Below are 26,107 nucleotides of genomic sequence, written 5' to 3' on the forward strand. Positions count from 1 at the left end.
AGCGGGAGGCTGAACGTCCGGTGGTGTGGGAGCGTTGAGTTGACGCCCTCACACCACGTCCCGTCTGCGCAGAAGGACTGTTCCCACCAGGCCGGCGGACAGGCCGTACGCAACCAGCACCGCCGCGCCGGTCCACTGCGCGGGGGCGCCTGCGAAGAGTTCACCCGGGGTGGTCATGATCTGGGAGGCCACACCGGGAATGATCACTTGAGCCTTCAGCACCCAGTCCTCTTCGATCACGAGTTCATGGATGGCTTGGAAGCCGAACGCGACCACGACCGAGGTGAGGAAGTACAACGCTGTCGCGGTGACGGTGGCGATCACCTGGCTGCGGATGAGCACGCCGAGACCGAAGCCGAACACGCCCCAGACGACGTACGCGGCAAGGTTCAGCAGTACCGCGGTCACGACGTCGGGGTTGCCGAGCTGAGCGCCCGTGTCCCGGAACGTCAGGAATACGGCTCCGACCACGAGATCGACGATGGTGGACACCAGCCACAGTCCGGCGGAGGCGGTGACCACGACCGCCAGCTTGGCCGCGATGACGCGGTCGCGGCGCGGAGTTGCCAGGAACGTGGCGGTCAAGGTGCGGTGCTGGTACTCGTCGGTCACCAGCAGCACCGCCAGCACGCCTGCCAGGAGCAGGCCGAGCGCCTGCCCGGACGTGTATATGGTCGCGGCGATGTGGCCGACATCGCTCTGCGTCTCCCAGAGCCGGTGCATGGAAGCGATCTGCTCCGCCGAGAGATCCTGGCGGGGGGTCAGGATCGCGCCCGACAGATAGTCCTCGAAGGGCTGCATGAAGGCAGTGGCTTGCCAGCTGTTCCACAACGCCATCAGAAGCGTCGCCCCGGCCATTCCCGCTCCGGCGATCCACCAGGTCCGTGTGGTCCGCAGTTTCAGCAGTTCGCTGTTGAACAGACCCATCATCGGATCGAGGCCTCCCCGCCCGTGAGTTGCAGAAACGCGTGTTCCAGATCGCGCCTCTCCTCGGCCAGTTCGTACAGCTCTCCGCCGTGGGCTGCGGCGAGCGAGGACACCGCGGTCGTGTCGAGTCCGGACACCAGCAGCACTTCTCCGCCGCCGGGAAGGCCGGCCGTGACGGTTGCGCCCGCGGAGGTGAGGGCCGTTTCCAGGTCTGCGGTGCGCGAAACGCGGACCCGCACGCGACGCTCCCTGCTCAGACCGTCGACGACCTCACGGGTCGCACCCTGCGCCACCAGCCTTCCACGGCTGATGATCACCAGGTCGTCGGCGGTCTGCTCGACCTCGGAAATGAGGTGACTGGAAACGAGCACGGTGCGCCCCTCGGCGGCGAGGTTCCGCAGCAGTTCGCGCATCCACGCGATCCCTTCAGGGTCCAGCCCGTTGGTTGGTTCGTCGAGGACGAGCACGGTTGGGTCACCCAGCAGCGCCTGGGCGAGATTGAGCCGTTGCCGCATACCGAGCGAGTACTCTCCGTACCGCCGCCGGGCGGCCGACGTCAGCCCGACGAGGCCGAGTACTTCGTCGGCCCGGCGCGCGGGCAGTTTGGCCGCCGCGCACTGCACACGCAGGTGGTCGCGGCCGGTACGGCTGTTGTGCGCCCCGGATTCGTCGAGCATCGCACCGACCGTCTTCAACGGTTCGGCCAACTCCCTGTACCGGTATCCGCTGATGGTCGCGGTGCCGGCGCTGGGAGCCGCCAGGCCGAGCAGCAGGCGCAACGTGGTCGTCTTGCCCGCTCCGTTGGGCCCGAGGAAGCCCGTCACGCGCCGTGGTTCGACCGTGAACGACAGGTTGTCGACGGCCACCACCTCCCGGTATCGCTTCGTCAGGCCCTTTACCTCAATTGCCCCCGACTCGCTGTTCGGCCCTGTTCTCGCCATGGACGCGGTCCTCTCCTTGTCTCTCGGCTCGGGCCACCACGAAGCGAACCGCGCCCCGCGCCGGCCGTACGCAGTCGGCTACCGGGCCGCTTGCGGCTTCCTGTGCACGCGTATGTCCTCGTAGAGGTGCGACCGGTGCAGTCGCCGGGTACGCAGTAGCCTGCGCCAGTCAGCACAGGTGTCGTGCATGAGCTGCCACTGGAAGTAGTTCACGTACTCGGCCGCGGCCAGCCCGTACAGGACAGCCCCCGGCACCACGTCGATCCCTCCCCGCCCGCTCGCAAGGGCTGCCGCGATCACCACGAGACCCGCCGCCAGACCCACCGCGCACACCGGCCGAAGCCACCGGAACACCCCGATCAGTGGTGGCCGGGGCAGACCCGCGCCCAACTGGCGCAGCTTCGCGGCCCAGTACATCGCGCCGGTGATCAGGTGCGCGGCCGCCAGCCCGTACCCGATGGCGTTCGCCGCGCTCATCGGGGCGTCGAAGGTCACGAACACCACCCAGCCGATCCAGACGGTGTTCGCAAGCTCCAGCACAGCCAGGTTGCGCAGCCGCGCCGTAAGTTCCGCCCGGAGGCGAACCATTCTCGTCACCCCTTGAGCATGGCGTACCCGCGCGGTCGCACTGCGAACGCATCCGACGCATCAGTCATGTACGAGCTGCTGGTCGACCAGTGCGGCGTACGCCCCGCCGCGGGCGACCAGTTCCTCGTGCCGTCCGTCCTCGACGATCCGGCCCCGGTCGAGAACGAGGATGCGATCGGCGTCCCGGACAGTGCTCAGGCGGTGCGCGATGACGATGCGGGTGCAGTTGAGCTCCGAGAGGTTCTCGTGCACGGTCGCCTCGGTCGTGGCGTCCAGGTGGCTGCTGGCCTCGTCCAGGAGCAGGACACGCGGCTGGTGCACGACGGCACGGGCCAGGGCGATCCTTTGCCGCTGACCGCCGGACAGACCGCTGCCGCCCTCGCCGAGGATGGTCTCGTAGCCCATCGGCATGCGCGTGATGTCGTCGTGGACAGCCGCAAGACGGGCGGCAGCGACGACATCGTCCAAGTTCGCCTCGGGCTTGACCAGTGCGATGTTGCTCAGCACCGAACCGCTGAAGATGTCGGCGTCCTGGGTGACCACACCGCACTGGCGCCGCAGATGCCCCAGGTCGATGTCGATCAGAGGCGTCTCACCGTAGGTGATCTGCCCGTCGGTGGGGTCGTAGAGGCCGAGGACGAGGCGCGCCAGGGTGGACTTCCCCGAGCCGCTGCTACCGACGATGGCGATCTTCTCGCCCGGGTTGACCGTGAGCGAGATGTCCGAAAGGGCCTCCGGGCCGTCCCCGGAATACCGGAAGCTGACATCCGTCAGCTTGATCGGCTCATCCAGAGTGACCTTCTTGTCCCCCTGGCCGACGGTCTCCGACGGCTCGTTGAGTACGTCGCGCAGCCGGTCGAGGTGGACTCGGATGGTCTGGAACGTCTTGATGCTACGGCCCAGTTGCGTCACCGGGGACAGCGCTGCTCCGGCGAGTGCGATCAGGGCGAGCATCTCGCCGAGGGAAAGGTTGTCGCTGAACACGAGCGAGGCACCGAGAACGAGCATCAGCAGGGGTGACGCCGTTCCCAGCATGCCCAGGAGGCTGTCGATCGTGTTGTCGAGCCTGCTTCTGCGTACCGATGAGGCCAGTTGCTCGGTGAATTTCTGTGACCAGCGCTGAACGACCACGTGTTCGGCGCCGGAGGACTTCACTGTCTCGGCGCTGGTCACCGCTTCCAGGAGGGTGCTCTGTGCCTCGCCGAGTGACTGGAGTTCGCGCTCGGTCAGACGCTGTGCGGCCGGCGCCGAGACAATCATGACGGAGAGCTGGACGGCGGCGATGGCCAGGATCGCGGCGACGAACAGCAGCGACTTGAATCCGATGACCACGAGGTAGATGCCCAGCAGGGCCACGTCGAGGAAGACGGCGAGCAGTTGGCTGGAGACCGCATCACGCACATAGGCCATACTCGATACGCGGACGAGGAGGTCGCCGCCGGTGCGCAGTTGGAAGAACTGGTACGGCAGCGACATCAGGTGTCTGAGGAACGAGCCCATCATCGACCAGTCCATACGGGTCTGGAGCCACAGCAGCAGCTCGGCCCGCGCCAGCGTCATCATCGCGTGGCTCACGGCGTAGGCGGCGAGTCCGGCCATCAGGATCAGGAGGGTGCTCTCCTGACGGCCGGGCAGCACACGGTCGACGACGTAGGCGGTCAAGAACGCCGGGAGAAGCCCGAACACGGTCAGGATGACCGAGGCCCCGACAACGGCGGACAGCACGCTGACCGAGCGCGGCAGGAACGGCCTGACGAAGGACCACAGTCCGGCCTCGCCGCCGGTGCGTTGTTCGAGCGCGTCGGTCGGCTCCAGTTCCAGAGCCACGCCGGTGAACGACGCGTCGAGCTCCGCATGGGTGATGTGGCGCCGCCCGGATGCGGGGTCGACGATGTCGGCGCCACTGCGGGTGATGCGTTCGATCACGACGAAGTGGTTCATCCCCCAGTGCGCGATCAGTGGCATCGACAGCTCCGCAAGAGCGTGCGGTTCGGCGCGGAATGCCTTGACCTTCATGCCGAGCTCGCGGGCGTGCCGGGCGATGGACGCGGCGCTTGCCCCGTCGCGGGCCAGCACCATGCGGTCGCGCAGCTCGGCGACCGTGGTGTGTCTGCCATGGTGGGCGAGCACCATCGCCAGAGCGGCGACACCGCATTCGACCGAAGTGGACTGCAGCCGTACGGGAACCCGGCGGCGTCGGATCTTCACTTTTCCCCGCCTCCGTCCAGGATGTCGAGGAGCAGCGGCCTGGTGCCCTGGTCGATGGCCACCTCCGTACCGTCCTTCGCGTCGTCGAGACTCTCACCGGTGCGTAGTTCGACGAGCAGCATGGTGACCTGGGTGCCTCCCTGACCGGGCTGGAAATCCTTGACGCGTCCGGTCACGGTCCGGTTCTCGCCCAGGCGCAGGACCACATCGGTGCCCTTCGCCGGAGGGGCGAACTTCGGGAATGCGAGGACGGCGTTGCCCTTGTTGGTCCCGGCGAGGGCCCCGGTCGGACCGACCGGAACCCTGACGAGCAGCCCCGCCAGGACGGTGCCGGCGATGATCAGTGCGCCGATCAGCGCCCACCGCCACCGCGGCGTCATTCGTTCGACGTCGAAGCCGGTCAGGGCCGGGCCACGTGGGTTGGCCCGGTAGGCGGCCACCATGCTCGGGCGGTAGACGCCCTCGGCAAGGGCGCCGTCCGATTCAGCGGGTGCTGTGGTCTTGGCGTTCAACGTCCCCGTTCCTCCCCCGTCGGCCCGGTCAGCGTCAGCAGGTCCGGTACCTGTGAAGGGTCGGCCTTGCGTGCCAGGCCCCAGGCGATACCCGCAAGTCCGGTCATCAGTCCGGGGGTCTCCACACCGTTCGGGACGCCGCACAGCCAGCCGTTCTCACGGCCCTCGTGCAGCAGCGTGTTCCACACCGGGGGCAGCAATTCGGCAACCTCTGGTTCCGCATCCGGGTTGCAGCTCGCCTCGATGATGAGGAGATTGCCGACATCGCCGTGGCACAGGCTGTGGTTGCCCAGCCCGGACACCGGGTTGAGGTCGAGTCCGGTGGAGATGGACGCGAGCACGGCCCTGTGCCTGTCGCGTTCGATCGATTGGGCCAGATCCGGCGCGATTCCCATCCGCTGGAATTCGGTACGTGCCATCGCGATGCCCGGGGCGCCGTGGCACCAGGCGTTCATGACCGTCCGGCCGCCGAGGTTTGCCGGACGCAGGTCACGCCAGGTCCGCAGATCAGGATCGTAGACGGTCGACTCGTATCGCAGCGCGTGGTGTACGGCCTGCGCGTACTCCGGGCGGGCGGCCACCTGGTTGAGCCGGGCGAGCGCGTACGCGACGCCGGACGCCCCGTGGGAGAACCCGGCCAGCGGCGCCTCGGGGTTGATCGGAGTGATCCAGCCCCAGCCGTCACGGGTCTCCTGCCGGGTGGCCAGGAGCCGGTCGGCGCAGCGCACCGCGAGCTCGGCGGCTCCGCTTCCGGGCGCGGCGGATTCCAGCGACAACAGTGACAGGATCGCCCCTGCCGATCCGGACACCACGTCCAGCAGCGGGTCTTCGTCGATGAGTTCGCCGATGGCGGGCAGCAGTGCGGCGGCGGCCCTGCCATAGTCCTGGCGACCGTGGCGGACGGCTGCGTGCGCCAGGGCGTACATCGCTCCGCCGAAGGGCCCGAAGGCGCCGATACCGAACTCGGCGGGGCCGGGCTTCTTCTCCAGTCCGGCCAGGGTCTCGGCAATGAGAAGGGAGCGCTTGGCGACTTGGTCGAAAGCGGCCTGCGCCAGCTCAGCGGTCTCCGCGTCGCCGGTCACGGCCGCGACCGCGTCCAGCGCGTGCGCGATACCGGCCGTGCCGGTATACAGGCCGATCGGGGCGGGGGCGTACTGCCAGTACTTTTCGTCCACCAGGTCGAGGCCGATCCAGCCGAGCCCGTGATCGTCGCGGACGCACAGGTGCGAGAGCCGGCGCGCGATGCGCAGGGCCTCCTCGGCGAAGTCCCCGGAGTCCGCCGTGCTCCCCATGCGGGCACGCTGCCAGTTGGGCCAGCGTGCTTCGTTGTCGCCCATGACGGTGGCGGCCACGCTGGAGCGGATGACGCGTTCCTGGAAGGCGAGATCGTCGTCGCCGAGCGCGGTGAGCCGCTCGCGTACGGCCGTCAGCGGTGCCGGGGTACGAGTGCCGATCTGTGTGCCGTCGAGCCCGCCGCGCAGGGCGCCCGTGTCGGCGTCGACGGTGAACATGGGAATGTCCCCGAGTGACAGTTCGGCGATCTCGTCCAGGACCATCGCATTGCGGGAGTCCGGCATCTCGATGTGGCCGCCGGCCAGTCGGGCCAGCGACCGCGCGTGGTCGAGTCCGTCGCGCAGGAAGTCCGGGTGGGTGCTCTCCAGCAGCAGACGGCCATAGATGTGGGTGGGGCGGGCGATGAGCCGGGTCTTTACGGAGCCGAAGGCCGCGATCGGCCCGTCCGGGCCGCGGAGTTCGTCGCGTCCGGCTTCGAGGAGCCGGTAGACGTGGGTGAAACCGTCCACGAATTCGTCAACGCGTCCGACCAGGTCGATCGGTTCGCCGTCGGCGGTCATCGGGTGATTGCGTTCAGCATCCATCTCCATGCGGCGCTTGACCAGCCGCATCTGGTCGGTACCGCTGCCCTCCCAGGTGGGCACCGGCATCGGAGTGAGCTGGCCGCCGTGCCCGGCCAGCCCGCTGACGTCGAGCCCGAAGGTGCCGTCCTCGCCGCGTACGAGCAGACGGTTGGGCAGGATACCGACCGACTGAACAGAGTTGGCGAGCGTGACCGCCGCGATGTCCGTCTCGCCGTCGATCTTCACGACGGCAGCCGTCTTGTCGCTGTGCAGCAGTGCTTCCAGGTCGACGAGAACCGGGTGCTCGCCCGCGGCGAGGACGTTCTCGAAGTGGAAATCGGTGGCATGGAGCAGATACAGCAACGCCGTCAGCCCGCCCAGCCGCCACGCGTAGCGGTCGCCGCCTTCGGCGTCGGTGGTCGCCGACGTGTCGACGAGCTCCACCCAGCCGTGCTCGCCGCGGTCGAGAACGCCGATGCGGGCGAGATCGTGCGGCGGGTGCTGCCGGTTGACCCAGTCGAGAAGGCGGTCGAACGCAAGGTCCATGGCCAGCGAACGGGGTTTGAACACGAGCGCGCCGGTGTCGAAGGTGACGATCGCGACCGACCGGCCACGGCGATGCTTGTCACCGGCGCCGAACTCGATTCGTTCCAGCTGCTCTGGGCCGGCTCCGGCGAGCATGCCCTCGCGCAGGACGGGCAGATCGGCGACAAGCGCTTCGATCAGTTCGACACGGGTGTCGATCCAGAACCGGAGCTGATTGACGAGGAGCCGCGCGAGGATCGGGTATTCGTCCCAGATGCCGAGGGCGTTGCCCTCATCGCGCAGCAGCTCCACATAGGAGGCGAAGCGCTCCTCTGGAGTCTCGCCCGCCAGCCGGTCCTCGACGCGGGCGATGTTCAGCTCAAGGACCAGGGTCCGCTGCACATGTCCCAGCAAGTCCGCTGCCGGAGCTGTCGCGCGCACTACGTCGAGTATGTGACCGAGATCGGCCATGACGGGGTCGGCCGAAGCCGCGACCCGTTCCTCGATGAGGGCGTCAAGTTCGTGAACCGCACCTTCGACAAGGGGCCGGATCACTTCGAGGAGGCCCATGTCGGGGTCGAGACGGCGGTCGGCGTCGGTGGCGGCCATGCCCGTCGCCCACCAGCGGAGGAAGGTCTTGTGCCACTCCGGTTCGACCGTCAGCCGGGAGGCGAGGGACTCATCGGTCTCGCCGAGCAGCGCGGACAGTTCGCCGGCGGTGACGCCCAGCGGGGCCAGCCGCATGTCCAGGGTGGCTTGATCGCCTTTGAGAGGCGCGAGTTCCATCCACATGGCCAGGCGCTTCTCGCCACGGACGGTGTCGGTCCGTGAAGGGTGTCCGCCCGTCCTCTCGCCCAGCGTGGCCGCCCGGTGCCATGGGAGGCCTGTCCGGCCTTGCCTGCCGGTGTCGTGATCGGTTGCTTCGAGCGGCATTCTCGTCTCTCCTCCTGAGACAGGAACGCGACCGGCAGAGGCCTGAACTGACCCCCTGCCGGTCGCGTCATTTGTTCGGTAAGCTACTGGTTGTTATTTACAGGGCGTACCGGGGTCGCAGACGAGACCGCAGACGGTCCAACCTGAATACCACGGCAGGCACCAGCAGCACCCGAGAGTGCCGAGGACACCGGTGCCGGCACCGTTGACCTCAGTCAGCTCTTCATCGGTAATGGCGGTGAGGCCTTCGCCCGACGGATGGGCGGGGGCCTCACTCCCGAGGGACAACCGGTACTCGGCGTCCTTCCAAGACCGCACTATGTCCACGAACATCACTCCTTGATGTGATGGCGACGGCTCAGCAGCAGCCGCGCGTACCCATGTTGCAACTGCCGCAGAGCGTGCCGGTGGGCGAGCACACCGTGACGGTCAGGGTGATCGTGGCGCAGGCCCACGTGGTGCCACCTGCGACGCCGTCGAGCTGATCGTCGGCCAGCTCGACCAGGCCGGCCGGGTTGGCCGGGGCCTCGGCGAGAGTGGCCCGGTACTCCGGGTCCTTCCAAGCGCGAATAAGGTTCATTTGTCGATTCACCTCCCATCGTTGCGGATTCAGGTCACCGGACGTGATCGACGAAAAGTGATTCGATCCCCGGTGACCTGTTCGCCATCCTCCTGAACCTGGATTGGCCTGGAATACCGCGAGGAGACCAAGGCGGGCACAGACTGCGCATATGCCGGGCATGCGATCGGTGGGTACCCGTGCACAGAGGGCAGCACGAGGCAGGGCGCCGCCCGTGGACATCGAACTGTGGCGGTCTGCCCGCACCCGTGGCGGTGGCCCGGCTTCCCTGCCGAGCGAATGGGTCGTTCCACTGCGTGGCGACCCGAAGCGCACCTGACGTGCCATCGTCCTGAAGCGCACATGACGTGCCATGCGCGGGACCGCTTGGAATACGTGAACTCACAAAGGCTTCAGACCGACCGGCACATGGGGGGGGTGGGAGGAAGAGCGGGGCTGGTGCGTGCAGCTGCAAGGCGGAGGAGGAAGGCGCCGCGGAGGGGCCCCCATGCCTTAAGGGCTATGGGGGAGTTGTCGACTGACGACAACGCCGCAGGTGTGCGTGCCCAGTCCCGCGACGCCCCCCATGTGCCGGTCGGTCTTGGACGCCCTGGAGCAGTCGGGCGGGCCGTCGCCCGGCTCGTTGCCCAGTGGGCTGCCGGTGCGGCACGACCGGGCCGGCCCGGTGGTGTGCGGGAGCGGGGCACACCGGAACCACTGACCGTGCGTGCCGCTCTCAGGGATACGGGTCAGATGATCGGGGGCTCGAAGTCCCAGAACGGACGGTTACGGGAACGCGCCGAGACCGTGTGGACGTGCTGGGCTCCGAGTGTGGCCACCAGGTCGTCCAGTGCCTCGCTCTCGACCTTTTCGGCCCGCTGCCGGTCCCGGACACCCCGCAGGTCCGCGGCGTGGGCGATCCGGGCGGAAAGAGTCAGCGGATGGGTCCGGCCGAGGACCTCGAGGGCCCTGGCAATGATCGATTCCGTCAGTGCGGCGGCCGATTCCGGGTCGCCCACCAAGTTGCGCAGCGCCGAGGCGTTGATCGCGCAGCCCAGGGTCCAGGGGTGGTTCTCACCCACGGCCCGGGTCATGTCGGCAAGCGCCTCCTCCAGAAGGCTGTGCGCCTGATCCCGCTCCCCCACGTTGCGGAGGATCAGGGCATGGTTGGCGCGGGTGCCCGCCACATACGGGTGGCCTTCGCCGAGCATGCCCACATAGCCCTGGACGACCTTCTCGCTTATGTCCCTGGCCTGGTCGATGTCCGCGTGCTCACGGGCGAAGCAGCTCTGGCTGGCCGCGAACATCATGGTCAGCGGGTCACCCTCGCCCAGCACGCGTTCGCTGCGCTCCAGGACCCGGGTGAACAGCGCCGCAGCCCTGGCACGCTCTCCCGAGCGGTACTGGCAGAGGGCCAGGTTGTGTTCGGCACGCAGGGTCTGCGGATTGTCGTGCCCCATCACGATCCGGTGGACACGGACGCTCTGGCTCTGGAGCGATTCGGCCTCGCTGTAGCGGCCGAGCAGCCGCAGATCGGTGGCGTAGTTGATCTCGGAGTAGAGCGTCCAGCTGTGACGCGGACGCAGCAGTTGCCGCCGGGCCTCCAGAGTCCGCCGGTTGAGCTCCAGGGATTCCTCGTACCGGCCGAGCAACCGCAGCGAAATGGCCAGGTTGTTCTGCGCGTTGAGCGTGCGCGAGTCCTGGTCGCCCAGCAGTTCGCGGTAGGCGGAGAGGATCCACCCGGACATCTCCAGCGCCTCGTCGTAGCGGCCGAGGCCCCGCAGATCGGCGGCGAGGCCACCGGCTGCCCGCAGGTGTTCCAGGTCCTGTGCGCCGCGTTCGGTACGCAGATGGTCGACGGCGGCCCGTTCGATGGCTTCCGTACCGGCGTAGTCGCCGACGGCCCGCAGCAGGTTGGCGTAGTTGTAGCTGAGGTCCCACACCCTGGGGTGGTCCTCGCCGAGGAGTTCCCGCCACGCCTTCATGGCACGCGCGCCGAGTTTGATGCCGGCCCGGTACTCGCCGGAAAGGTACATGTAGCGCAGGCAGTTGAGCACCAGAGTCTGCACCGCCGGGTCCGTGCTCTTGAGCACGTCGGCCCATTTCAGGTGCGGGGTGATCTCGGCGTAGGCAGGCCACAGACGGGTGTCGGTGGGCCGGCCGGGGTCCGCGGCCGCGAGGGCTCGGCGGACCACGTCGATGAACTCGTGCCGGTCCCGCTCCGGCATGTCCTTGCCGATGATCTGGTGGACCATGCGGTGCATGTAGAGCGATTCGCCGGACGACGCCTCGTCGGCCACCGATTCGTGGGACTCCAGTCGGACCACGGAGTACTGGCGGAGCTGGCCGATCGCCCTGTTCCACAGCAGCGGGTCGTTCATCAGGCCGGAGAGCTGTTCCGGCAGTTCGCCGGGGGGCATCTCCTTCAGCAGCCGTACGGGGATGGAGCCGGGTGCGAAGAAGCTGCACAGGCGCAGCAGGTCGACGGACTCGGGGACGGTGTCCCTGAGCTTGTTCAGCAGTATCGACCAGGCCGTCTGGAAGGCGAGCGGGAAGTCCGCGGAGACCTTGACGACGTCCTGGTCGATGCCGCCTTCGAGGAGTTCGATGTACTCCTCGACCGACATGTCGGAGTCGTTGAGCCAGCCGGCTGTCTGGTCGAGGAGCAGCGGGAGGTCTTCGAGAGCGTCGGCGAGCTGGTCGGCCTCGGCCGGGGTCAGGCGCGAGGCGCGGCGGCGGATGAACGCGACCGACTCCTCGCGGTCATAGACCGGGACCTCGACGAGGTTGCTGTTGTGCTCGCTCCACTCCGGGTTGCGGGAGGTGATCAGGACGTGTCCGGGGCCGGTCGGCACCAGGTCCCAGATGTGTTCGGGTTCGTCGGCGCCGTCGAGGACGAGGAGCCAGTGGGAGTGGGGTTCGCCGCGGCGCAGCGCGTCGCGTACCGCGCGCAGCCGTTCGCCGTACTCGGCACCGGTGGACAGGCCCAGTTCGGGGGCGAGTTCGGCGAGTTTCTGGCGGTAGAGGGCACGCCGGTCCGCGGGCACCCACCACACCACGTCGTACTCGGAACCGAAGCGGTAGACGTACTCCGCGGCCAGCTGGGTCTTCCCGACGCCGGACATGCCGTGCAGCGTCACGACCCCGGCGCCGGATCCGGCGTCCTGAAGGGCCTGGTACGCCTTGCTGAGCAGCTCCTCACGGCCGGTGAACCGGGTGTTGCGGCGCGGCACCCCGCCCCACACCTCGGGGGTGTCGGCCGGATACCGGGGCCCCTGCCTGGCCCCGACGGACTCGGGCAGCGGGTCGGTGGGCAGGCCCAGGCGGACGAGGAGCCGCCGTTCGGCCTCGTCGGCACCGACATTGGTGAGGTCGGCCGCGCCGAGGACCGAGGTGGCGCCGGGCAGTGCGGAGGTGGTGACACAGACGGCGGCGAAGCGGTCGGGGTCGGGGGCGACGACCTCGCGCAGGGCCCTGTTCCACTCGTCGTGGCTGCGCGGGCCGAGCTGGAAGTACCAGTCGCTGAGAATCACCATGACGCTGCCGCGTGACAGCGTCAGATCCCGCAGCGACTCCTCCAGCGGAACCTCGATCGGGGGGTCCCAGCGCTGCTGGACGACCGTCACTCCACGGCGCTCCAGGCGGTCTCCGATCCACGTCGCCCAGGCGCGGTTGAAACCGGCGAAACTGATGGTGACGGTCTGCGCCCCGGTTGCTCCAACCTGCTTACGCGTTCCGGGCATTCAACCGTCTCCCTGCCTCGATGCGAGCCTTGCCAACATACACCGGAGCGTGGTCGCTCCGGCCGGTGTCGCGGGGGCCGCTCACTGCCTTCGCGAGCCGTTCCTCTGCTGCCATATCACCTTGGCGGTGGCCACGTACGCTTCCGCGCGTGCGAGATGACCCGTGGGAGGCGGACAATCATCCAGACGGTGGTAGAGCGTGATCATCTCGTTGACCAGCACCCGGCCTTCGCGGGTCAGTGCCGCCGATCCGGCCAGCACGGGCAGTACGGCCCCGACCTGTTCGCGGCAGCGGGCGTGCTCGGCCCAGGCCAGGTCGCCATGGGTGACGCGCTGCGCGCCGAGCGCGAACCGCTGCCAGTAGTCGGCCAGCGCGAGGTGCGAGTACGCGCCCTGGAGGAGGCCGTCGAAGGGCCGGGGATCAAAACGCCAAGGGGCGAAGTGGCGTGGTGTCGCGTCCTCGTGGTGCAGCGGTACGAGGGCGCCGAGCGCGGCCAGTTTGGTGTGCTGGAGTTCATGGACGAGGGTCGACGCGAAGTAGGCGGGGGTGGCCGGCTTGCTGCTGAGGACGGCGCCGAACGCCTCGCGCCGGGTGCCGCTGCAGTGCGCCGCGCCCTCGCCGGTGGGCCCGGAGCCGGGAGGTTTGCCGAGCGGTATCACGCAGCGCAGCAGCACGGCCGCTTCGGTGAGGCGGTGCTCGCCACCGATGCGGAGCAGGGGCTCCACTCCGGACCAGGACTCGGTCCAGGCCTTGCGTTCGTGGTCGTCGACATGGGTGGCGGCGCTCAGTCCGTGCCGCTCCAGTCCACTGCCGTCGGTGCGGTACGGATCGAGGTCGTCCAGGGGCACGGGGCCGACGCCGGGCAGCACGGCGGGCAGGGCGTGGACGGGCAGCCAGCGGGCGTCGGACGAGCTGGTCGTACCGTCCCGATGCGCATGCACGGTGAGAGACGGCCCGCCCGCCGGTCGGCACACCGTCATCTCGCCGTCCGAGAATTCGATGTCCACCGCTCCTGGTGGCGTGCGCAGGGCCCCCAGGGTGGGCAGGGACAGCAGCCCGTCGCGAGCGGTGAGCCGGGCGCCGAACGCGACCCGGCTGCGGATCGCCGCCGCAGCGGCGAGTGCGCTCAAGTGGTCGAGGTCTGCCGGGAGTCCGGAGCCGGGGGCGGCACCGGTGAGGCCGCGAAGGCAGCACTGCGCCCAGGGCCCGGCGAGGGGATGGAACAGGACCGTGCGCACGGCGGCGCGGTCGGCGCGGTCGGCCGTCTCCAGCAGCGCCCAGTCCTGGTGCAGCCGGTCGAGTGCCTGGGGCGGACAGACGGTCGCGGGGGCGGTCTCGGCTGCGTCGAGCAGGGCGCGCAGGAGGAGAAGCCGGCGGGTGTCCTGGTCGCGTACGAGGACGTGGAGGGTGTCGGCGTCGCCCTCGGTGCGGCCCAGTTGGCGAAGCATGTGGTCCGGGAGTGGGGGGCTCATCGGTTTGCTCCTGCGGTTGCGTCGTACAGCCGGCCCGCGATGTGGCGCACCAGCCGTTCGAGATCGGCGCAGTAGACGGACGGGTTGGTGAAGCCGTTGTCTGCGCGGTAGCGGTGTGCGTAGTGGCCGCCGCCGCAGACGGTCAGCAGCGGGCAGGCGCGGCAGGCGGCGGCGAGCGCGTCGGCGCCTGCCTGGCGGGCGGCGACGCCGGGGTGGCGCAGGGCGTCGTCGAAGGTGTGGCGGAAGATGTCGAGCCCGGTGGCGGCGGCCGTGTCGTAGGCGGACTTGAGGGAGTCCACCTGCTCGATCGTCCCGTCGGTCTCGACCACGATCGCGTTGACGGGGTCGAGGCCGAGGGATTCGGTGGCGGCGGGCAGGCCCAGCAGCAGGGCGATGCACTCCTCGAAGAGCCGGATCCGGGTCTCCCGCCGTCCGGCCGGCCACCAGCGGTCGAAGACGGTGGTGAGCCAGTCGCCGTACGGGGTCGGGCGGCCCGGTTCCGGCACCGTGGGGGCCGTCCCCGCATCGGGCAGGCCCGGCGGGGGGTTCGTCCAGTTGCCGTGCGGCAGCAGCAGGTCCAGGGCCGGTGGGCGCAGGGCGAGCAGCGACTCGTACATCTCGATCGGGTCGGTCTGCGGGTCGACGACGGTGAGGATGCCCGCGTACGCGTCGGGGTGCTGGTCGGCGAGAAGCCGGGCGCCGCGCGAGGCGGCGGGCCAGGAGGGGCGTCCCGCGTGGTCGGTGCGCCGGGTGTTGTGGGCGGCCAGACCGCCGTCGAGGCTGATGCCGATGCGTATGCCGTGCCGGGCGAGGGTGGCGACGCGTGCATCGGTGAGCAGGGTGGCGTTGGTCTGCACGGTGGTGTGGACGGTGCAGTCCACGGGCACCAGGTCGCGCACCCGGCCGGCCAGGGCGGCCAGCCGGTCGGCGCCTACGAGGAGGGGTTCGCCGCCGTGCAGGACAAGGGCGACATTGTGCAGTCCGTGGGCCGCAGCGTGTTCGGCGATCCGGTCCGCGGTGCGGTCCAGGACGGCGGATGCGGCGGCGGCCGGGCGGGCCCGCCAGGTGTGGTCGGGGCCCTCGTAGAGATAGCAGTAGCGGCAGGCCAGATTGCACCGGCCGTGCACCTTGACGATGAACTGCCCGAAGGGGACCGGGAGTCGGCCGCCGGCGCAGGATTCCGTGCACCGGGGTGTGTGCGGCATCGCCTGTCGAGACACTCCGGCACCCCCGTGCTGCATGTCTGCCGGGACGGCCCCCGTTGCCGGCCCGAGGCGAGTATCCCTGGCCTGCCGTGCGGGCAAACCCGTCCCGGACCACGATGTCCTGTTCAACCGGGCCCCGGACCGAAATCGTGCGGTTCCGGCCCCGCCCGGCGGAGCAGCGGGGCACCCCGCCTCAGAAGGCGTTGTTGAATCCCCACAGCATCTCCCGCGGCTGCTCGGCCCGGCCGCGCAGATCCGCGACCACCGCGGAGAGCACCGGGTGGTCCAGTGTCCGCAGCGCCTCCAGATCGAGCCCCAGCAGATCCGGCAGCTCATCCGGCCCGCCGTTGCGTACCGACTCGCTCATCACGCCTCCCCGTACTGCGTACTGCCGCATCGGGCCTGCGATGACTCGCTCGCCGTTGAGCGCGTCCCGTTGAGCCCGTGTCCCTGACACACATACATCTACTCGCGTTGCGATGGTGCACGTACGCCGGCGCCGGTGCGATTCGCACCGGTCATATCTGTACCGATGCCCCGCACAATCCGGCATACGCCTTGTTGAGCATGCCATCGACCGGCGTCGGTCGTACGCCGGTCATGCACAACGCGCATCGCCCGGATCGCATCGGACCGGAGTCACGCCGCCAGAACGCCGGCTGCCCGGCACTCAGCGCTCCAGCTCGGCCAGCCGCTCGGCGGTCGCCTCGCCCGCCGCGCCGCCGCCGTCCGGCAGTTTGCGCCATTCCTGGCGGGCCGCCCGGTACGCCTCGCGTGCGGCCCGGGGACGTCCCGCCCTCTCGTATGTCATACCCCGCCAGTGGTTGGCCGTACCACCCAACTCGACCGCCTGCCGTACCTGTTGTGAACTTTCCAGCTCCGCTTCCGCCGCGTCGGCCGCATCGGCCGCGCCCCGGAACGCCTCGGCCGCCTCGTCGAGCCGGGCCGGACGGTTCAGCACCCGGGAGGCGTCGAGGTGGGACAGGCCCAGTTCCAGCCAGCAGCGCGCGGCGGTCAGCGGGTCGGTCGCCTCCTGGGCCGCGAGCCCGAAGAGATGCTCGGCCTCCCGCAGATCGACCCGGTCCTCGGTGGCCCGGTGCCGCAGCATCAGCGCCCGCCCCAGCATCAGCAGCCGCTCGGCCTGGCGCGCGCTGCCCGACGCCGTCTCCGTACGGCAGTCGCGCAGCACCCGTATCGCGGCGCCGATGTGTGCGCGGCCGTCGGACAGTTGGGCGCGGCGCAGCAGGGTACCGCCCCATTCGGCGAGCAGATCGGCGTGGGCCTGCGAGTCGCGCGGGACGCCGCGCGCGGCGCGGGCGAACCAGTCGGCGGCGTCCACGAGTTCATCCGGGTTGCCGGTGTGTTCGTAACGGGCGACACGGACTCGGGCGGCCCGGGTCTGGAGGAGGGCGCGCAGCCGCTGTTCCCGTACGGTCGCCAGGGCCTGCTCGATCAGGGTCGCCGCCTCGTCCGGCTCCTCGCCGGAGGCGAGCAGGGCGTCCACCAGATCCAGCAGGATGCGCACCTCGGTGCCCATGGTGTGCCGGCCGCCGCCCTGCTCGAACGCCGTGCGCAAGGAGCGCGCCGCCTGACCGGCGTACACCCGGGACTGTTCGGTGTCGACGGTGGCCCCTGCCAGTCTCAGCAGGGTCCGACCGTGCGCCAGCGGCAGGGCCGGGGGCCGGTTCTCCTGGTCGGGCCAGACATCGGCGAACGCCTCCAGCATGCCGTACGCGGCCTGCAGCAGGGCGGTGTCGCCGTCGAGCCGCCACTGCGCCTCCAGGGCCCGGACCCGCTCCAGCGTGAGCCGGAGGGCCTCGGCGGGATCCAGGCCGGGGGCCGAGCAGGCGGCCGTGTACTCGCGGTCGGCGCGCCGCAGCAGCTCCAGTGCGCCGCGCCGGTCGCCGCGCCGCCGCCGGTCGTCGGCCGCGGCGTGCAGCACCTTCGCCAGTACGGCCCGTTCGCGTACCGCCCCGGGGTGCGCGGCGGCCCGTTCGGCGGCGTACTCGGCCTCGCGGAGCAGCTCGGCGTCGCCCTGGACCTCCCACAGCCGCAGGACGCAGCGCGAGTACTCCGCCCACAGTTCGGGGTCGGCGCCGGGCCGTTCCTCGCGCTCCGTGGCCCCCCGCAGCAGCTGCACGGCATCCATCAGGTACTGCACCATGCTGTCCGATTCGAAGTGCCGCACGAGGACGCGGGCGCTCTCCACCGCCGCGTTCGGCGTCTGGACGGGGCTCCGGTAGCCGTCCCGGTCGGTCTGGATGACGAACTGCTCGGGCAGGGGCATGAAACGCTCCAGTACGCGGACCGCGACCTCGGCGAAGGGATGGGGGACGCGCGACCCGCCGCCTGCGCCGCTCTCCCCGCTCTCGTCACCCTCTTCGATCTCCCCGTCGGGCGCGCTGCTCTCCCTGGTGTCCGTGGTGCGGGTGGACCGCGACGATCCGTCCCTGCCCTCTCCGAGCTGGGCGAAGGCGAGGGCAGGGAAGTTCGGCCCGCCCTTCCCGAATCGCTGCTCGATGTACTGCGAGCAGTGCTTGAGTACGAGCAGCGCCTCGTCCCGGCCCAGCGGACCGAGCAGCGCTTCCCGGACTCCGGGCGCGAACTCGTACCACTGGCCGCCGCCCTCACCCCCGTCCTCGGCCCTGCTCCGCGTCAGCAGTCCGCTCAGCAGTACCTCGGCGAGTTCGGACGGGCCGGAGTGGGGCAGCATCGTGCGCTGCACCAGCTGCATCACGGGCAGATACAGCGGGGCCGCCGCGAGGTAGACGGCCAGCTGTCCGGCGACCGGAGAGGCCGCGGAGCGGAAGCGGCTGACCAGTTGGAGCGAGGACAGCCCATCACCGGGGCGCTGCGCGGCCGCCGCGGGCTGATCGGCCCGCACCCAGCCGACGGCTCCGGAGATCTGCCCCGCACCGGTGCCGGAGAGCAGTCTCGCCCAGGCCGCCAACGCGCCTTCCACCGGTGGGAGTACGGGTATCGCGAGCGCGCCCGGATGCACGGCGGGCCCCGATCCGGCATGCTCCGTGACCTTCAGTACGGCGGCGCCGCCGGGCCCCTCGCCCCGGGACAGCGAACCGTAGGTGACCGGCAGCCTGGTGCGGTTCCACATCCGCTGCGGCAGGGGCTGGAGCACGGCCGCCGGGGCCTGCCCGGCCAGCTGGTGCAGCAGCCGGTGGGCCCGGCCGCTGTGCCAGAGCGGACCGGCGCAGTCGCTGACCAGGACGGTGACACGGCGGCCGGTCGGATCGCTCAGCCGGTCCGCGGAGTTCAGCGGCGCGGCGGCCGGATCGGGGCTGCGGCTCACCGCCGCCGCGCCGTCGGGCCCCTGATGCAGATAGCGCACCTGGACATCCCGGAAGGCACCCAACTGTCCGAAGATATCCTGCAGTTCACCGAACATCCGGTCCCACACCAGCATCGAGGACGAGGCGTCCATGACGCACTGCAGCAGCGCCTCGCCCCGGGAAGCACCGCGGAACACCGGCATGATCATTCCACCGGCACGGGCGCTGAGCTCCGCGGTCGCCGTCTCGTCGAGCGTACGGCGCAGCGGGGGTGCGGCCGGGCGGTAGCGCTGCAACGGGCGCAGGGCTCGCTGGAGTTCGAGCGGCGCCGGGAGGGCGGGGGCGGCGGGTACGCCGACGGTGAGCGCTCGCGCCCGGCCGCCCCGGGCGGCGCTCCGTCCGCGCCCGGCCGGGCCGTCCGGGCGGGGGCCGCCGGGTGGCGCGGTGCGGGGTACGGGATAGAGGGCGATCCGCCGGTCGGTGTCGCCGAGGTCCCGCTGCTCCGCGGGCTCGTCGTCGCCCGGGGCGAGGTCCGGGGCTTCGTCCCGTCCGGTCACCTGTGGGGCCGGCCGCCCGTCCGGTCGGCCCGCCTGGGCGGGGCCGACGGACAACAGCTGCGCGGCCGCGTCGCCCTCGTCGTCCGGCGCGTCGGGGTGACGGGTCCAGCGGGCCAGCCAGAGGGCGTCGCAGAGCTGCTCGGCGTCGGGGTCGAGCCCGGCTTCGCGCAACCGGGCGACGAATACGGGCAGCAGGCCTCCGCCGTACGGCTCGGAGTCCGGCTGCGGCTGTTGCTGCGGCGCGCGACCGGGCTCCGGCCCCGGCACCGGCCCGACAGCTTCAGGAGCTTCGGGCTCGGTGTTCATTGCCTCACCCGGGACGTGGGTGTCGTAAGGCTCCACGATGTCATCCCGCCCGCCGCCGGGGCCGCGTCCCTCATCCGGTCCGTGCCGCGCCTTGCCGTCGGCCATCAGCGCATCACCTCGGCCGGTCGAGTCGCTGAATGAGCAGGTCGGCGAGGCGGTCCCGGCCGGCCGGGGCGGCGGCATCGGTGAGATAGATCGCGTTCAACAGCTGGTCGGTGGCGAGGAGTTCACTGCGGGAGCGCTCCAGGAAGTGGGCGATGAGATCGTCGCCGGACCGCGCCGCCTCGTCGCCCAGGTGGGCGCGTACGAAGGTCGCGAGCCGCTGGTGGTCGGGGCGTCCGAGCTCCAGGTGGATGCAGCGGCGCATCAGGGGCGCCGGGAAGTCCCGCTCGCCGTTGCTGGTGAGCACCACGAACGGGAAGGACCGGCATTGCACCCTGCCGCCCCTCACCTTCACCTTGTTGCCGTCGTCGTCGAGGACCTCCGCCTCGCCGTCGGGCAGCCGGTCGGCGATCCGCTCCAGCTCGAAAATGGCGAACTCGCCCTCCTCCAGCACATTGAGCAGGTCGTTCGGCAGATCGATGTCGCTCTTGTCGAGCTCGTCGATGAGCAGTACGCGCGGCCGGTCCGAGGGCAGCAGCGCGGTGCCGAGCGGCCCGAGCCGGATGTAGCTGCCGACGCTCTGTGCCGATTCGGCGCCGGGCGCCCCGGCAGCCGCACTGTGCGCGGCGATCTGTACATCCTGGAGCCGGGCGATCGCGTCGTAGTGGTAGAGGCCGTCCTGGAGCGTCGAGCGGCTGACGATGGGCCAGCGCAGGACCCGGCCGAGCCCGAGCTCATGGGCGACGGAGTGGGCCAGCGTGCTCTTTCCGGCGCCGGGGCTGCCGGTGACCAGCAGCGGACGCCGCAGATAGAGCGCGGCATTGATCATTTCGAGCTCTTCGGCACCCGGCCGGTGGAGTTCGGCGATGTGCCGGTAGCCGCCGAGGCGGCGGTCGGCGGATCCGTCCCCGTCCGGCTCGTCGGGGTCCGGGGCGCCGCGGCCCGCGAAGTCCCGCCAGGGCGGCGGGGGCGGCAGCTGCTCGATGCCCTCGTGCGGTTCGCCGGCCCCTCGGTAGATGAGCCACTCGCTGGGTTCACTCATAACGTGTTCCTCGTCGTCACTCGTCCGCCAGGGGCAGCAGCCGAACGTGCATCACGGTAGCGATCCGGCGTACACGCCGTAAGGGCCCGGCCGTTCACGGCGCCTCAAGGAACTGCCCGGAGCCGGGCAGTGGATGGTGTGGATCTTCGTAGAACAGGGCGACACCGTCCGACCAGTACGTCTCCGCACGGCCCGCATAGACCCCCTGCCTCAGCTCATGCACTTTTTTCGGGAGTTGAACGGCGGCGCGGGCCTCGGCGACCGTATCGGCGGCGCGCCGGTGGAATTCAGTGCACACCGCGGCCGGCTCGGCCGCCCGGCGCCGCCACAGGGCCACCCCGAAACCCCCGTCGATCACCCGTCCGAGACCGGCCGCGGTCTCCGGGTGGGCCCGTTCACCGTAGCGGCAGAGCACCGGGACGGTCTCGTAGGCCAGTTGGCGCAGCTCCTCCACCACGGGTACGGGTACCCGCATTCCGTCCTCGCAGTCGACGACGGCGGCCCGCATCGCGGCGGTCATGGTCCGGTTCCAGCGCGCCTCGCGCTCGTCGATCCCGTCATCGGTCAGGAGCGGACGGTGGTCCAGGCGGCGGATGACCACGGGGCGCAGCACCCCGAGCGGCCGCCCGTCGGGCGGCACCCGCCATCCGTCGACCTCCAGGTCCATGAGGGCCTGGTCCACCGCGACCTGGAGCACGGCGGGGTCGTCGGGTTCGTCGCACCGCCGGAACGCCTCCGCCAGCGGGCCCGCGAGCCGGGCCGGGAGGGCCTTTGATGCGGTGCCCCGGCTGTCCTCGGCGACGGGCAGGACGTCCCCGTCGTGCTGGGCGACGCCGATCCGCCAGTCGTAGCGGTCCCGTTCCCAGCCGCGCGGCTCCAGCGCCAGCAGGACGAACGGGGCGCTGCGCATCCTGGCGGGTTCGAGCGTCGGCGCCGGGCTTCGCAGGTGTTCGAGGCCCGGGGCGTGCCGGCCGTTGTGCCGGAGCCCGGCAAGCTCATGACGGAACTTGCGGGAGAGCCGGTCCTCGGCCATCCGCTTCACCCATTCCCACAGGGATGCCTCGGCGAGCTGGGTGGACGGCAGGACGTAAGGGCGTTCGGCGGAGATGGCGCTCATGCAGTAGCGCAGGATCAGTTCCAGTGCGCCGTCGCCGCCGGGGGCGTCGTAGAGCGTCCCCAGTCCGTCGCGCCAGCCGCGCGGTGCCGCGTGGTGCTCGGCCGGATGGGTGTCCGGCAGCCGGTCCAGGAGGTCCAGGAGGCTGCGGGTGCTGAGCGGGGGCGGGAGTTCGGCGAGCCGGCCGAGCAGGTCGACGCGTTGCTGGGGGCTGAGGGCGAGTCCTGCTCCGGCACCCAGTTCGCGCTGGAGATCGGCCCAGGTCCGATCGGTGCCGACCGGGCTGGTGTGCCGGTCGGCGTGGTAGCGGTCGTGGGCGTGGAACACCGCTTGGTAGGGGTCGTCGGACTCGGCGGCGACCGCCCCGGGGGGCACGGGCAGTGTGCGCAGCCGCTCGACGCCGATCGAGGTCCCGCCGGTCGTGCCGTCGGAGCGCGACTTGAGTACGCCGACGACCTCGCCGCGGGCCAGGTCCACCACGGGTCCGCCGGACAGGCCCGGGTACATCCGGTCGCCGTCGAGCCGCATCTGTTCGTCGTCCTCGGCCCAGTCGCCGAAGGTGCCCATCACCTGGCACCGCCCGCTGAACCGGGTCAGCTGCCCCGACCCGCCGTCGGTCCAGCCCGTGTAGAGGACCGAGCCGCCGCCGAACATGCCCGCCGGACGCTCGGTGACGTACACACAGGGGTGCTCGACGGGCCGCAGCAACCGGATGAGCGCGAGGTCGGGGGCGGGCCAGCCGCCCGGAGGCGCCGGAACGCGTGCACCGCCGGGCCCGGCCGTGGCGTGACGGCTCTCGGGCAGGGCGGCGACCACGGTGCCCTGGACCGCGGTCTCGGCGCTGCCCGGGTCCGGCTTGAAGACCACGTCCACGTGACGCCCCTCCCCCTCCATCGCCACGTGCGCGCACGTGAGGACCCAGCTCGGAGCGATGAAGAAGCCGCTCCCGAGGAAGCCTCTGTCGGATCCGTCAGGGGCATACCCGGGCTCCGGGCGATGGATGCGTACGGTCGCCGCCATCACGAGGCCCGCCAGCGCACGGTACGTACTCTCCGAGCCGCCCCCTGCGCCCCTGCCCGGCGGCTGGGTCATGACCGGCTTCCGGCGTCCGGCCCGGGCCCGTCCGGATGCGCCGGTGCGCCGGTGGATGCCCCGGCGTCCGGATTCCCCGCGGATGCCCCCGGGACCGCCGCCGGTGGTGCCGTGGGCGCGGGCGGGTGCCCGGGCGGCGAGGAGGGCGGGGGCGGCATGGGCGGGGTGGCCTGCGTGGCCGGGGGTGCGGCTGCCTGCGGCGGCGCCTGCCCCGCCCCACGCGCCCCCGTCTGCGCCGGGAGAGTCGGATCGACGGGCGGACCGCCACCGCTCCACGTCAGCGTGACTTTGATGCCACCCTTGGCCTCGCCGTCCGCGAGCAGGCCGACGACCTTGCCCGCCTTCGCGGTGAGCTCGATGCCGAATTCGACGCTGACCTCGTCGGGCCGCACCGCCCGCAACGGCTCGGCGAGCGAACGCGCAACGCTGGTCACGACGGCCTGGAGGCTCTCGACCCGGGCCTGCACCTGATCGGCGAAGTCCCCGTAGCCGATGTCCGTGAACGCCGGCCCCCGGGCGGGCTTCGTCAGCTCCTCCGCCCCGGAGATCCTCGCCCAGACCGGTGTGCCGTCCGGCATCTCGATACGCGTGATACGGGCTCCGCCGTCACCCATGAAACCCCCCGTTCCCCCAACTACCCGCAGGTTAACGGCAGTACGCCGCCGATGCGAGAGACATGGACCATGACGCCGGGGCGCGGCGGGCCGGTTCTCGACGTGCGCGCGCGGCTGCCGCGGACCGCGCCCCAGGACGTAATCCCGGCCTTCGCGGGGCTGTCACCAGGCATTAGGCTTGCCGCATGTACTTCACCGACCGAGGTATCGAGGAACTGGAGAAGCGGCGAGGCGAGGAAGAGGTCACTTTCGAGTGGCTCGCCGAGCAGCTGCGTACGTTCGTCGATCTCAATCCCGATTTCGAGGTGCCGGTCGAGCGCCTCGCCACCTGGCTGGCCCGTCTCGACGACGAGGACGACGAGGACGAGTAGTCAGGCCGGCCCGACGGCATCGGCCCCGTCGGCCCCGAACCGGTCGTAGGCGAGTCCGAGCGCTCCGTGCGTCATCAGCAGCGCCCCCGCCAAGACCCAGCCGCCACTGCGACGGCTCATCCCCAGAGGGTGAGCGGCAGCCCGGCCGCCACTTGGGCGCCGCCCAGTACTCGGGCTCCGGGGCCGCGCGTCCAGGGGCCGAGGCGGCCGCTCCCGACCGCGTCGCGTTCGACTTTCACCGCCTCGCGCCGGCCGGTCCAGGCGATCGGTTCCGCTTGGACCGACCGGCAAATGGGGGGCGGCGTCGCGGGGCTGAGCACGCACTCCCCCAAGGCCTCAAGGGCGCCCGAAGGCATGGGGGGACCCCCTCCGGCGTTGTCGTCGGTCAACAACTCCCCCATAGCCCTGAAGGGCCCCGAAGGCATGGGGGGACCCCCTCCGCGGTACCTCCCTCCTCCGCCTTGCAACTGCACGCACCCTGCCCCGCTCCTTCTCCCACCCCCATGTGCCGGTCGGTCTCAGGGCCGGCCGTCGGCCGCCGCATACAGGCGGTCACCGGGCGTGTCCGGGTCCAGACCGGACGGGAGGGCCAGGCCGATGCGGCTGAGGACGGCGAGCAGCCCGCGCGGCCGGATGCGGGCATCGGCGTCCGGGTCCGGGCGGGTCAGCCCTTCGAGCGCCCGGACATCCAGCCGCATCGCGGTCCCGGTCATGCTGGGCTCCACACGCGGAGCACGTCCAACCACGGACGTGCAACGGCTTCGGGCCGTCGCCGTGAACCGCACGCGCTGGCGGCCGTCCCGCTTCGACAGCTCCGCCGACGACGGAAACGGCAGTCCCTGCTCATGAGCCTGCTTCCGCGCCCGCAAAGGGTCGTTGAACACCACCCGCGCACAACCGGACGCCCGCCCCAGCGCAAGACGCCGACCTGGGCCCGGCTCGATCCGAAACGCATGACGAAGCCGCACACACACGACCGTACGACCGCCACTCGACGACCCGTGCGACAAGTTCAGAACCGGCAGACGTTGCCCCCCTCGCGATCCGAACCGCACCATCGCGAACGCAACGCGCCACCACCTGTTCCTCTGCACACACCGGAGAAGACACGGACGAGCCGGGCAACCACGCTCACGTCGGAGCGGCCCCGGGATTCGCACCACCGGGCCGAAGCCCGATGCACTGCGCACAGGCCCGGTGGCCGACCCCTTGACTTCCCCGATCCACGATATAGCGTGTTCTGCAAGAGACGCGATATGTTGCGTCATTCCGCGTTCCCCGGGAGGTCAGATCCATGCCTGTGTCGACATGGGCCATCGCCGAGCCCCAGAAGCTGACCTTCGACGGCCCCGTGACGTCGCTCAATGTGCGCATCGTCGGGGGCGCGGTGAATGTCGTCGGTACCGAGGAGCCGACCGCCCGGCTGGAGATCTCCGCGATCGAGGGCCCGCCGCTGATCGTGACCCAGGAGGGCGGCGCCCTTACGGTCGCGTACGAGGGCCTGCCGTGGAACGACTTCCTCAAGTGGTTCGACCGCAAGGGCTGGCACCGCAGCGCGGTCGTCTCGCTCGCCGTGCCGGCCGGGTCGGCTGTGGAGGTGGGCGTGGTCGGCGCCGGGGCCGTCGTATCCGGAATCCGTGGGCGCACGGACGTGCGGGGCGTCAGCGGCGACACCACGCTCGTCGGGCTCGCAGGTCCGGTCCGGGCCGAGACGGTCTCCGGCAGCGTGGAGGCCCAGTCGGTCACCGGCGATCTGCGCTTCCAGACGGTCTCGGGCGATCTGACGGTCGTCGAGGGCGCCGGGGCCTCGATACGGGCGGACTCGGTCAGCGGCAACATGGTGCTGGACCTGGATCCGACCGGGAAACCCACGGACATCCGGCTGGCCACGGTCTCCGGCGAGCTCGCCATCCGGCTGCCGCACCCGGCGGACGCGACGGTCGAGGCGAACACCGCGAGCGGCGCCGTCTCCAACGGCTTCGAGGATCTGCGGGTCAGCGGCCAGTGGGGGGCGAAGAAGATCACCGGCACGCTCGGAGCCGGGACCGGGAAGCTGAGGGCGACGACCGTCTCGGGATCGATCGCCCTGCTGCGCCGCCCACCGGCCACTGACGATCCGTACGATGCCGAGCCGACCGGAAAGGTGCTCTGA

At 70.7% G+C, this 26,107-nt stretch carries 19 protein-coding genes and 2 pseudogenes; 2 read left to right on the top strand and 19 right to left on the bottom strand.

Annotated elements, in window-relative coordinates; genetic code table 11:
* Nucleotides 1-48: 48 nt before the first annotated feature.
* From ACIPEK_RS04980 to ACIPEK_RS05055, 16 genes are all read right to left on the bottom strand, one after another.
* A complete protein-coding gene (locus ACIPEK_RS04980; RefSeq protein ID WP_401990690.1) occupies nucleotides 49-930 on the bottom strand; it encodes an ABC transporter permease subunit in 882 nt (293 codons plus the stop codon).
* On the bottom strand, nucleotides 927-1,868 hold the full coding sequence (locus tag ACIPEK_RS04985) for an ABC transporter ATP-binding protein (protein WP_401990693.1): 942 nt from the start codon (nucleotides 1,866-1,868) through the stop codon (nucleotides 927-929). The genes ACIPEK_RS04980 and ACIPEK_RS04985 overlap by 4 nt, the downstream gene beginning before the upstream one ends.
* Nucleotides 1,869-1,946: 78 nt before the next feature.
* Complete coding sequence (locus ACIPEK_RS04990; RefSeq protein ID WP_401990696.1) at nucleotides 1,947-2,456, bottom strand: multidrug transporter; 510 nt, start codon at nucleotides 2,454-2,456, stop codon at nucleotides 1,947-1,949.
* 60 nt (nucleotides 2,457-2,516) lie between these two features.
* The gene (locus ACIPEK_RS04995) at nucleotides 2,517-4,664 is read right to left on the bottom strand and encodes a peptidase domain-containing ABC transporter (RefSeq protein WP_401990699.1); all 2,148 of its coding nucleotides are present in this window, start codon (nucleotides 4,662-4,664) and stop codon (nucleotides 2,517-2,519) included.
* Entirely contained in the window at nucleotides 4,661-5,176 is a 516-nt protein-coding gene (locus tag ACIPEK_RS05000; protein ID WP_401990702.1) for a hypothetical protein, read from the bottom strand. Before ACIPEK_RS05000 ends, ACIPEK_RS04995 begins: the two co-directional genes overlap by 4 nt.
* Nucleotides 5,173-8,490 (bottom strand): type 2 lanthipeptide synthetase LanM family protein, encoded by a 3,318-nt coding sequence (locus tag ACIPEK_RS05005; RefSeq protein ID WP_401990705.1) that lies wholly within the window; start codon nucleotides 8,488-8,490, stop codon nucleotides 5,173-5,175. The genes ACIPEK_RS05000 and ACIPEK_RS05005 overlap by 4 nt, the downstream gene beginning before the upstream one ends.
* 93 nt (nucleotides 8,491-8,583) lie before the next feature.
* Nucleotides 8,584-8,823, bottom strand: coding sequence for a mersacidin/lichenicidin family type 2 lantibiotic (locus ACIPEK_RS05010; protein WP_383074315.1), 240 nt, complete (start codon nucleotides 8,821-8,823; stop codon nucleotides 8,584-8,586).
* 25 nt (nucleotides 8,824-8,848) lie between these two features.
* Complete coding sequence (locus tag ACIPEK_RS05015; protein WP_383074313.1) at nucleotides 8,849-9,070, bottom strand: mersacidin/lichenicidin family type 2 lantibiotic; 222 nt, start codon at nucleotides 9,068-9,070, stop codon at nucleotides 8,849-8,851.
* 728 nt (nucleotides 9,071-9,798) lie between these two features.
* The gene (fxsT, locus tag ACIPEK_RS05020) at nucleotides 9,799-12,792 is read right to left on the bottom strand and encodes an FxSxx-COOH system tetratricopeptide repeat protein (RefSeq protein ID WP_401990709.1); all 2,994 of its coding nucleotides are present in this window, start codon (nucleotides 12,790-12,792) and stop codon (nucleotides 9,799-9,801) included.
* 81 nt (nucleotides 12,793-12,873) lie between these two features.
* Nucleotides 12,874-14,265, bottom strand: a complete 1,392-nt coding sequence (locus ACIPEK_RS05025) for an aKG-HExxH-type peptide beta-hydroxylase (protein WP_401990712.1) — start codon at nucleotides 14,263-14,265, stop codon at nucleotides 12,874-12,876.
* Complete coding sequence (locus ACIPEK_RS05030; protein ID WP_401990715.1) at nucleotides 14,262-15,470, bottom strand: FxsB family cyclophane-forming radical SAM/SPASM peptide maturase; 1,209 nt, start codon at nucleotides 15,468-15,470, stop codon at nucleotides 14,262-14,264. Before ACIPEK_RS05030 ends, ACIPEK_RS05025 begins: the two co-directional genes overlap by 4 nt.
* A 193-nt stretch (nucleotides 15,471-15,663) precedes the next feature.
* Nucleotides 15,664-15,837: an FxSxx-COOH cyclophane-containing RiPP peptide gene (gene fxsA / locus ACIPEK_RS05035; RefSeq protein ID WP_383074306.1), complete on the bottom strand. Its 174-nt coding sequence runs from the start codon at nucleotides 15,835-15,837 to the stop codon at nucleotides 15,664-15,666.
* A 303-nt stretch (nucleotides 15,838-16,140) separates the two neighbouring features.
* The gene (locus ACIPEK_RS05040) at nucleotides 16,141-19,725 is read right to left on the bottom strand and encodes an SAV_2336 N-terminal domain-related protein (RefSeq protein ID WP_401990718.1); all 3,585 of its coding nucleotides are present in this window, start codon (nucleotides 19,723-19,725) and stop codon (nucleotides 16,141-16,143) included.
* Nucleotides 19,726-19,732: 7 nt separating this feature from the next.
* Nucleotides 19,733-20,764 (bottom strand): AAA family ATPase, encoded by a 1,032-nt coding sequence (locus ACIPEK_RS05045; protein ID WP_401990721.1) that lies wholly within the window; start codon nucleotides 20,762-20,764, stop codon nucleotides 19,733-19,735.
* Between the two features lie 94 nt (nucleotides 20,765-20,858).
* On the bottom strand, nucleotides 20,859-22,970 hold the full coding sequence (locus ACIPEK_RS05050) for a trypsin-like peptidase domain-containing protein (protein WP_401990724.1): 2,112 nt from the start codon (nucleotides 22,968-22,970) through the stop codon (nucleotides 20,859-20,861).
* Entirely contained in the window at nucleotides 22,967-23,584 is a 618-nt protein-coding gene (locus ACIPEK_RS05055; protein WP_383074298.1) for a CU044_2847 family protein, read from the bottom strand. The genes ACIPEK_RS05050 and ACIPEK_RS05055 overlap by 4 nt, the downstream gene beginning before the upstream one ends.
* A gap of 185 nt (nucleotides 23,585-23,769) precedes the next feature.
* Between ACIPEK_RS05055 and ACIPEK_RS05060 the strand changes: the two genes are divergently transcribed.
* Nucleotides 23,770-23,955, top strand: coding sequence for a DUF6104 family protein (locus tag ACIPEK_RS05060; RefSeq protein WP_010061466.1), 186 nt, complete (start codon nucleotides 23,770-23,772; stop codon nucleotides 23,953-23,955).
* On the opposite strand, the pseudogene ACIPEK_RS05065 reads toward ACIPEK_RS05060, so the two are convergent.
* The 3 genes and pseudogenes from ACIPEK_RS05065 to ACIPEK_RS05075 form a co-directional block, all read right to left on the bottom strand.
* Nucleotides 23,956-24,221, bottom strand: a pseudogene (locus tag ACIPEK_RS05065) (hypothetical protein); the annotation flags it as partial.
* 252 nt (nucleotides 24,222-24,473) lie between these two features.
* Nucleotides 24,474-24,668, bottom strand: a complete 195-nt coding sequence (locus tag ACIPEK_RS05070) for a hypothetical protein (protein WP_401990829.1) — start codon at nucleotides 24,666-24,668, stop codon at nucleotides 24,474-24,476.
* Between the two features lie 135 nt (nucleotides 24,669-24,803).
* Nucleotides 24,804-25,223: pseudogene (locus tag ACIPEK_RS05075) on the bottom strand (helix-turn-helix domain-containing protein); the annotation flags it as partial.
* A 26-nt stretch (nucleotides 25,224-25,249) separates the two neighbouring features.
* Between ACIPEK_RS05075 and ACIPEK_RS05080 the strand changes: the two are divergent.
* Nucleotides 25,250-26,107 (top strand): DUF4097 domain-containing protein, encoded by an 858-nt coding sequence (locus ACIPEK_RS05080; protein ID WP_383074296.1) that lies wholly within the window; start codon nucleotides 25,250-25,252, stop codon nucleotides 26,105-26,107.

The sequence above is a fragment of the Streptomyces sp. NPDC088246 genome (assembly GCF_044741025.1).
Taxonomy (GTDB): Bacteria; Actinomycetota; Actinomycetes; order Streptomycetales; family Streptomycetaceae; genus Streptomyces.